Consider the following 8,803-nt stretch of genomic DNA (forward strand, 5'->3'; position numbering starts at 1 on the left):
GGCTCGGCGCTGGAAAGACCGTCACCGGACTAGGCAGCCCACTGCTGGGCCGCGCGACCCATATAGATGAAGGAAAAGGCGCGAAAATAGGCGGGGCGTCCTCTGTTTGGGGGAGAGCACTGCGGAGTCGGGGCCGCGGTGTGGTGAAGCCGAGGAGGCGAAGAGGCGTCCCGCCATGAACTTGGGGCCGGAGCGAGCCGGCGCGGAGCGACGCTTGGGGGCGTTGACCCGCGCCCCGCCGGCCCCTTTTCCCATTGACCCTCCAGCCCTCGTCGGGTAGCCTCTCGGGCTCGGAGTCGGCGTCTCGATTTCTTCTGTTGATCGGGGTTTGCGCCGGGGGCGCGCCTCGGGCCGCGCGGATTGGAGCGCGGGGGCCGAAATGGATCCGAAGAAGGTCACGGCCTGGCGACAGATCGCGATGCTTTCGTCGATTCCGTTCATTCTCGCGATAGCGCCAATCGTCGGATACTTCCTCGGGAAATTCCTCGATCAGAAGTTCCGGACGCAGCCCTGGCTGAGCATCGTCTTGCTCGCGCTGGGCTTTGTGGCTGGCGTGCGCGAGACGATCAAGATCATCAAGCAGTCGCAGCAGGAGGATTGACCCCCTGAATCCGAACCGACCCACGACGGAGCCGAGCCTCTACACGCGCTCGCTTCAAGCATCGTGGGTGATCGCGACGATCCTGACCGCCCTGATCCTGCCGAAGCACCCGCACGCAGCGATCTCGCTTGCCGCGGGGCAGCTCCTCGCGGTGCTCAACTTCTTCTTTCTCGAAAAGCTTGTGAAACTCTTCACACACGCGGCCGTCGAGCGAAGCGAAGGCGGCTCCGGCTCGCTGTCGGGACGTTTCTACGCTTACGCGGGGCTCAAGGTCACGTTCGTCTACGTCGCGGTCGCCGCGTTGACGCTTACGGGGTGGGCCCAGCCCTTCCCGCTCCTCGCCGGATTTTCCCTGCCCCTCCTGACGCTTTTCCTGAAATCACTCATGCTGGCCTTCGGCTCTGGCCCCAATTCCTTGGTGCGGCGGGCAACCAAAACGGCGGCTACCTCCGGGAATGTCGCCAAGCCTGCCGCACTTTTCCTGCTTCTCGCGCTCGTCGCGATCCCAGGCGCGGCGCTCGCGGCCGGCGCCGCCGAGGCGCCGGAGCACGCGGCCGCGAAAAGCGGCGGCACGGAGCAGCACCTCCCCAATTGGGTCGTCCTCCTGAACGACTACTTTCCTCACAATCCGATCGTCCATTGGCTGCACGCGAACGAGATCCTGGTCTTCGCCTGGCTCTCGGGCCTCGCGTTCCTCGCGTTCACGTGGATCGCGATGCGGCGGCCCAAGCCGGTGCCGGGGCAGCTTCAGAACGCGCTTGAGTGGATCGTGGAGAGTATGGACGACGTCTGCGGCGGATTGCTGGGGCCGCACAAGGAGCGCTACATCGTCTTCATCTGCGCGCTCTTCTTCTACATCCTGTCGATGAACCTGATCGGGATTATTCCCGGCTTCATGTCGGCCACGTCGTCGCTCGACCTCACGCTGGCCTTGGCGCTGATCACCTTCGCGTACGTCCAGTTCTGGGGAATCCGCAATCTCGGCATCCTAGGGTACATAGACCACCTGGCCGGATCGCCGCGCGACGCGATCGGATTCGCCATGCTTCCGGTGATGGTGCCGGTGCACATCCTCGGGGAGCTTGCGAAGCCGGTGAGCCTCTCCTGCCGGCTCTTCGGAAACATCTTCGGGGAAGATACGCTGATCGTCATCTTCGTCGGCGCGACCGCGCTCTGCCTCAAGGCGAGCCTCGCCGCGCTCGCGATTCCGCCGATGCTGGGCATCTCGGCGCTCTTCATGATGCTCCAGACGCTCACGGCGATCGTCCAGGCGTTGATTTTCTCACTGCTCGCTACGGTCTACCTGTACATGATGCTGCCGCATGAGGAGCACGCGCACGGGGAGCCGGAGTCGGCGCATTCGTAACAGACACTTCAAGAGGAGGTGAGTGAGTTGAATTTCGCAGCCACCTTAGGATTCGGACTCCCACTCGGGATCGGTCTCGCGGCCATCGGCTCGGGGATCGGAATCGGTCTCACCGGTAAGGGCGCCCTCGAGGCCATGGGCCGCCAGCCGGAGATCCTTCCCAAGCTTCAGGTCGCCATGATCATCGGCTTCGGGTTCGCCGAGGCACTCACGATCTACGCGTTCGTCACGATGTTCATCTTCTCGGGAAAGGTCGGCTAGCCGGTCGAGGGCACGGCCGGCCGCTCGCTGAGCGCCGCGCCCGCCCCGATCCTGGGAAAATCCATGGATCAATTGGTACACATCAATCAGCTCATCGCGCATGTCCTGAGCTTCATCGTGTTCTTCTTCCTCGTCCGCGGGGCCTTCATCTCGATCATCTACCCGCCGATGAAGGAGCGCCGCGATCGCATCCGGACCGAGTACGAGCGGATCGAGCAGGAGAAGGCGTCGGTCGCCGATCTCCGCCGGCAATATGAGAGCCACCTCAAGCAGATCGAGGCGGAAAGCCGCGAGCGGATCCAGAGCGCGGTCGCGGAGGGCCAGCACGTGGCCACCGAGATCCGGGAAATCGCGCGGAAGGAAGCCCAGGAGATAATCACGCGTTCCCGCGAGGAAATCGCGATCGAGCACGACAAGGCCCGCGTGACGCTGCGGAACGAGGTGGTGGAGCTTGCCGTGGAGATCGCGGAGAAGGTGATCCATGAGGAGCTGAACGCCGCGAAGCACAAGAAGCTGGTGGACAGCTTCCTGGCGGAAGTGGAGCAGGCCCGTTGATCTCGGTCACCTTGGCGCGCCGCTACGCGCGCGCGCTTCTCCACCTCGCGGAGCGTCAGAAGGCGCTTGATCGCACGCTCGAGGAGCTCACGGCGCTCGCGGCGTACTTCAAGCGGGACCCCCGGGCGCGGCGGTACTTCGAGTCGCCCAGCATCCCCCAGACGGAGAAGCTCGAGTTTCTCGATTCGCGCCTGAAGCCCAAAGTGGGGCGCCAGGTCTATGGGCTCCTTCAAGTTCTGCTGCGGCGTAGGCGGCTGGACCACCTGGTTCCGATCGCGAGCGAGTTCGAGAAGCTGGCGGAAGCGGCCCAGGGAATCATGCGCGCCGTGATTCGCACCGCGGTGCCGATCACGGCCGGACAGGCCGAGACGCTGACGAGCGTCCTCGCCAAGCGTACGGGATCCAAAATTCTGCTCACGCGCGAGGTGGACGCGTCGCTCCTCGGGGGCGCGCTCGTCTCGCTGGACCACCAAGTCATCGACGGGACCCTCGCGACGGAGCTCTGGCGCATCCGCCGGCATCTCCTACAGACGCGGGTCCACGGCAGGGGTTGACGAATGGCATTCAAGCCTGAAGAAGTGAGTTCGGTGCTCGAGCAGGAGCTCGAGCGGTACGAGTCGCGTCTCAAGATGGAGAGCGTCGGAACCGTGCTCCAGGTTGGAGACGGGATCGCGCGCATCTGGGGTCTCGACGACGCGATGTCGGGCGAGCTGCTCGAGTTCCCGGGAGATCTGACCGGGATCGTCCTGAACCTCGAGGAAGACAACGTCGGCGCCGCGCTGTTCAGCTCGGCCGACTCGGTCAAGCAGGGCGACACCGTGAGGCGGACGGGCCGCCTGGCCTCCGTGCCGGTGGGCGATGCGATGACCGGGCGCGTCATCAACGCGATCGGCCAGCCGATCGACGGCAAGGGCCCGATCGCGACCGACAAGTTCCGCCCGCTGGAGGGCCGCGCGCCCGGGGTCGTGGACCGCCAGCCGGTGAACCAGCCGATCCAGACGGGTCTCAAGGCGATCGACTCGATGATCCCGATCGGCCGCGGACAGCGCGAGCTCATCATCGGCGACCGCCAGACCGGCAAGACCGCGGTCGCGATCGACACGATCATCAACCAAAAAGGCGGGGACCTCCGCTGCATCTACGTCGCGATCGGGCAGAAGGACTTCACGGTCGCCAAGGTCGTTAAGATCCTCGAGGACGCCGGCGCCATGGCGTACACGACCGTCGTCGCGGCCAGCGCCAGCGAATCCGCGCCGCTCCAGTACATCGCGCCCTTCACCGGCTGCGCGATCGGGGAGGAGCTCCGGGACGCGGGGAAGCACGCGCTCGTGATCTACGACGATCTCTCCAAGCACGCGCAGGCCTACCGCCAGCTCTCGCTGCTTCTGCGCCGTCCGCCGGGCCGCGAGGCGTATCCCGGCGACGTCTTCTACCTCCACTCCCGACTCCTGGAGCGTGCCGCGAAATTGAACGACTCGCTGGGAGCCGGCTCGCTCACCGCGCTGCCGATCATCGAGACCCAGGCGGGCGACGTCTCGGCGTACATCCCGACCAACGTGATCTCGATCACGGACGGTCAGATCTTCCTCGAGAGCGACCTCTTCTTCGCCGGCATCCGTCCGGCAATCAACGTCGGGATCTCGGTATCGCGGGTCGGCGGCAAGGCGCAGACGAAGGCGATGAAGAAGGTCGCCGGCAGGCTCCGCCTCGACCTCGCCCAGTACCGCGAGCTCGCTGCGTTCTCGCAGTTCGGTTCGGACCTCGACAAGACGACGCAAGCCCAGCTCACGCGGGGCGAGCGGATGGTCGAAATCCTGAAGCAAGGTCAGTACCGGCCGCTCCCGGTGGAACGCCAGGTGGCGATCGTCTACGCGGGGACCCAGGGATTGTTGGACGATCTGGCGGCCACCGATGTCCGCGACTTCGAAGAGGGCCTCTACGCGTTCCTCGACAAGGAATTCGCCGACCTGGTGCACGAGCTGAGCGCGAAGAAGGAGCTGACCGACGCCGTTGAATCGAAGCTCCGGAAGGCGATCGTGGACTTCAAGGAACGCTTCGCGAAGTCGAAAGGAGCGGCGAAGAAGTAGGTGGCGACACTTCGCGACATCCGCCGCCGGATCAAGAGCGTCCGGAGCACGGCCCAGATCACGAAGACGATGGAGATGGTCTCCGCGGCGAAGCTGCGCCGCGCGCAGACCGCGGTGGAGTCGGCGCGGCCGTACGCCACCGACCTCCGCGCGGTGCTCGGAAACCTGGCCCAGGCCTCCGGCGACGCCTTCCACCCGGCGTTCGCGAAGAGGGAGGTCCGGAGCCGCGGAATCATCCTCGTGACGTCGGACCGCGGATTGTGCGGCGCGTTCAACACCAATTTGATTCGGACCGCCGAGCAGCGGATGCGCGAATCGGCCCGGCCGACAAAGCTCGTTCTGCTGGGGAAGAAGGGGTACGACTACTTCCGGCGGCGCTCCGCGCCCACGCTCTCCTTCAAGACGGACCTGGGCGGGCGCGCCGATTGGAAATTCGCCGAGGAGACGAGCCGGGCGGTGATGGCGTGGTTCGAGTCGGGTGAGATCGATGAGGTTGACCTCATCTACACCCGGTTCCGGAGCGCGCTCAGCCGGACGATCGTGACCGAGCCGTATCTCCCGTTCGGACGGGGGGCCGCGGCCGAGCTGGGCGCCGCGAAGCGGGACTACCTCTACGAGCCCAGTCCCGAGGAGATCCTCGCGCGGATCGTGCCGTACTTTCTCGCCATGCGTCTCTACATGGCGCTCGCCGAATCGGCCGCGTCGGAGTTCGGGGCGCGCATGATCGCCATGGGCTCCGCCACGAAGAACGCGAACGAGATGATCCAGACACTCACGCTCCACATGAACCGGACCCGCCAAGCCACGATCACTCGGGAGCTCGTCGACATCGTGGGAGGCGCCGAGGCACTCAAGTAAGGAAGGCACATGTCGAACGGGAATAAGTCGAACGGGAAAGGCGGCGCGGCAGGCCGCATCATTCAGATCATCGGCCCCACGGTGGACGTGCGCTTCGAGCCGGAGCTCCTTCCGCCGATCAACAACGCGTTGAAGATCGAGAATCCGGACAAGGGCATTCGCCTCACGGTCGAGGTGGCCCTCCATATCGGAGACGAGATCGTGCGATGCGTGGCCATGTCCTCGACGGACGGCCTCGTGCGCGGGATGGCGGCGGTCGACACCGGCGGCCCGATCAGCGTTCCGGTCGGACGTCAGACGCTGGGCCGCGTGTTCAACCTGCTGGGCGAGCCGATCGACGAGGGCGCGCCCGTCCCGGAGCCCGGGAAGCGGCTTCCGATCCACCGCGCTCCACCCGCGTTCGACGAGCAGGAAACCGTGACGCGAATCTTCGAGACCGGCATCAAGGTCGTCGATCTCCTGGCCCCGTACGCGAAGGGCGGAAAGATCGGCCTCTTCGGAGGCGCGGGCCTCGGAAAGACGGTCATCCTTCAAGAGTTGATCCGGAACATCGCGACCGAGCACGGCGGCTTCTCGGTCTTCTCGGGAGTCGGCGAGCGGACGCGTGAAGGAAACGACCTCTGGCTCGAAATGAAGGAGTCCGGGGTCATCGACAAGACGGTGATGGTATTCGGCCAGATGAACGAGCCGCCCGGGGCGCGCCTTCGCGTCGCGCTCACCGGGGTGACGATGGCCGAGTATTTCAGGGATCAGGAGAACCAGGACGTTCTCTTCTTCGTCGACAACATCTTCCGGTTCACGCAGGCGGGGTCGGAGGTGTCGGCGCTCCTCGGACGCATGCCGAGCGCGGTCGGCTACCAGCCGACCTTGGCGACGGAGATGGGCGCGCTCCAAGAGCGCATCACCTCGACCAAGCGCGGCTCGATCACGTCCGTGCAGGCCATCTACGTGCCCGCCGACGATTTGACCGACCCGGCGCCGGCGACGACGTTCACGCATCTGGACGCGACCACCGTGCTCTCGCGGCGCATCTCGGAGCTCGGGATCTACCCGGCCGTGGACCCTCTCGATTCGACCTCGCGGATTCTCGACCCGCACGTCGTGGGCGAGGAGCACTACAACCTGGCCCGCGCGGTGCAGAAGATCCTCCAGCGCTACAAGGATCTCCAGGACATCATCGCCATTCTCGGGATCGACGAGCTCTCGGAGGACGACAAGGTCATCGTGGCGCGCGCGAGGAAGATCCAGAGGTTCCTCTCGCAGCCGTTCTTCGTCGCGGAGCCGTTCACGGGGCAGCCGGGCCGCTACGTGAAGCTCGAGGACACGATCCGCTCCTTCCGCCAGGTCGTGGACGGGAAGTGCGACCACATTCCCGAGCAGGCGTTCTACATGGTGGGGACGATCGACGAGGTGCTTCAGAAGGCCGAGCAGATGGGCGCGGCGGTGGGAGCCTAGCCCCACCGGGCGGATTCGAGCATGGCCGACACCCCGTTCACATTTCGGCTCGTGACGCCTCAGCGGCTGCTCCTCGAAGCGCCGATCGTGTCGCTCGAGGCGCCCGGCTCCGAGGGCTACCTCGGGATCCTTGCCCACCACGCCCCGCTGATCACGCCGCTCCGCCCGGGCCGGCTCGACGTGCGGGATACGGAGGGAGTGGAGTCGAGCTACGCCGTGAGCGGAGGCTTCCTCGAAGTCTCGGCGAACCGCGCCACGGTGTTGGCGGACACCGCGGAACGGGTCGACGAGATCGATCGCGCCCGGGCCGAGGCGTCGCTGAAACGCGCGGAGATGCGGCTCACCGACGCCTCGCGCGACGCTGGCGTGCCTCGCGACACCGACGCGTCCCGTGAAGTCGATCGACCTCGCGCCCAGCGCTCGCAGGAGCGGGCGAAGAACCGTATCGCGATCGCGAAGGGGTAGCGCGGGGACCCAACCTACGGGCGCTGTGCTTGCTCGCGGGGGAGCGGGGCGATGATGCCCGGGCGCGAGTTGGGGCCTGGCGCGGTTTAGCGGCGGGTCCGCATAGTTGAGCCACCGGGCATATCGCCCCTCTCCCTCTTTCCGCTCGCTGCGCAGGCGCCCTGCGGTTGGTCCCCGCGTTACCCCTACGCTATAGCGATTCGGGCTACACTCACTCCATGCGCGTGCTAGGGATCGAGACCTCGTGTGACGACACGGGCGCTGCCGTCGTGGAGGACGGGAAGCTCGTCGCGCACGTCGTCCGGGGGCAGGAGATCCACGCCGACTACGGCGGCGTCGTTCCCGAGTACGCATCCCGCGCCCACATCACGCTTCTGCCGCGCGTCGTGAAGGAGACCCTCGACGCGGCGAAGATCTCCGTGGAATCGATCGACGGTGTCGCCGCCACCTTGGGCCCCGGCCTCGTCGGATCGCTCCTCGTGGGCATCGAGTTCGCGAAGGGGCTCGCGATGGCGCGGGGGATTCCGTTTGTCGGGATCAATCACGTCGAGGCGCATCTCGTTTCCGCGGGGTTGGAGCAGGATCTGCCTTGCCCGTTTCTGGGGATGGTGGCGTCGGGCGGGCACACGGAGATCTACCATGTGACCGCGCCCGGCGAGACACGCCGCCTCGGGTCGACGCGCGATGACGCCGCGGGGGAGGCGTTCGACAAGGTGGGGAAGGTGCTCGGGCTGCCCTATCCGGGCGGACCTCATGTCGACCGCCTCGCGCGCGAGGGAAACGCCCGCGCGATCGATTTCCCGGTGGCACGACTCTCCGGCGACACCCTCGACGTGAGCATGAGCGGGCTCAAGACCGCGGTGAAGTTGCTCGTGGAGCGGGAGCCTCGCCCGATCCCCGACGCGCGCCTGCGCGACATCGCGGCCTCGGCCGAGCGCGCGATCGTCACGGCCTTGGTGGAGAGGCTCTCGCAGGCCCTCGATCGCTACCCGGCGCAGGCTCTGACGGTCGCCGGCGGCTGCGCCTGCAACACGCTTCTTCGCCGTGAGGTGGGACGGCTCGCGGTGGAGCGCGGCATTCCCGCCCGATTCCCCTCGCTCCAGTTCTGCCGCGACAACGGTGCGATGATCGCCTACGCGGGATGGCTCGCGCTTC

10 protein-coding genes are annotated in these 8,803 nt (G+C 66.3%); all 10 read left to right on the top strand.

From position 1 onward, the window contains the following. Positions 1-379: 379 nt before the first annotated feature. A complete protein-coding gene (locus E6K79_00845) occupies positions 380-601 on the top strand; it encodes an AtpZ/AtpI family protein (GenBank protein TMQ67107.1) in 222 nt (73 codons plus the stop codon). 67 nt (positions 602-668) lie between these two features. Beyond that, positions 669-1,967 (top strand): F0F1 ATP synthase subunit A, encoded by a 1,299-nt coding sequence (atpB, locus tag E6K79_00850; GenBank protein ID TMQ67108.1) that lies wholly within the window; start codon positions 669-671, stop codon positions 1,965-1,967. 27 nt (positions 1,968-1,994) lie between these two features. Beyond that, positions 1,995-2,228 carry an ATP synthase F0 subunit C gene (atpE, locus tag E6K79_00855; protein TMQ67109.1) on the top strand — a complete coding sequence of 78 codons (234 nt, stop codon included), beginning with the start codon at positions 1,995-1,997 and terminating at the stop codon, positions 2,226-2,228. 63 nt (positions 2,229-2,291) lie between these two features. Then, on the top strand, positions 2,292-2,783 hold the full coding sequence (gene atpF, locus E6K79_00860; protein TMQ67110.1) for a F0F1 ATP synthase subunit B: 492 nt from the start codon (positions 2,292-2,294) through the stop codon (positions 2,781-2,783). Further along, a complete protein-coding gene (gene atpH / locus E6K79_00865; GenBank protein ID TMQ67111.1) occupies positions 2,780-3,337 on the top strand; it encodes an ATP synthase F1 subunit delta in 558 nt (185 codons plus the stop codon). Before atpF ends, atpH begins: the two co-directional genes overlap by 4 nt. Before the next feature lie 3 nt (positions 3,338-3,340). Then, positions 3,341-4,870, top strand: coding sequence for a F0F1 ATP synthase subunit alpha (locus E6K79_00870; protein TMQ67112.1), 1,530 nt, complete (start codon positions 3,341-3,343; stop codon positions 4,868-4,870). After that, positions 4,871-5,728, top strand: a complete 858-nt coding sequence (gene atpG / locus E6K79_00875; protein TMQ67113.1) for an ATP synthase F1 subunit gamma — start codon at positions 4,871-4,873, stop codon at positions 5,726-5,728. It begins immediately after the preceding gene. Between the two features lie 9 nt (positions 5,729-5,737). Beyond that, positions 5,738-7,183: a F0F1 ATP synthase subunit beta gene (atpD, locus tag E6K79_00880; GenBank protein ID TMQ67114.1), complete on the top strand. Its 1,446-nt coding sequence runs from the start codon at positions 5,738-5,740 to the stop codon at positions 7,181-7,183. Positions 7,184-7,204: 21 nt separating this feature from the next. Beyond that, positions 7,205-7,648 carry an ATP synthase F1 subunit epsilon gene (gene atpC / locus E6K79_00885; GenBank protein ID TMQ67115.1) on the top strand — a complete coding sequence of 148 codons (444 nt, stop codon included), beginning with the start codon at positions 7,205-7,207 and terminating at the stop codon, positions 7,646-7,648. Between the two features lie 218 nt (positions 7,649-7,866). Beyond that, positions 7,867-8,803: tRNA (adenosine(37)-N6)-threonylcarbamoyltransferase complex transferase subunit TsaD (gene tsaD, locus E6K79_00890; GenBank protein TMQ67116.1), on the top strand; the 937-nt coding region annotated here is incomplete at its 3' end.

It is taken from the genome of Candidatus Eisenbacteria bacterium (genome assembly GCA_005893305.1).
In the GTDB taxonomy this organism is placed as follows: Bacteria; Eisenbacteria; RBG-16-71-46; order SZUA-252; family SZUA-252; genus WS-9.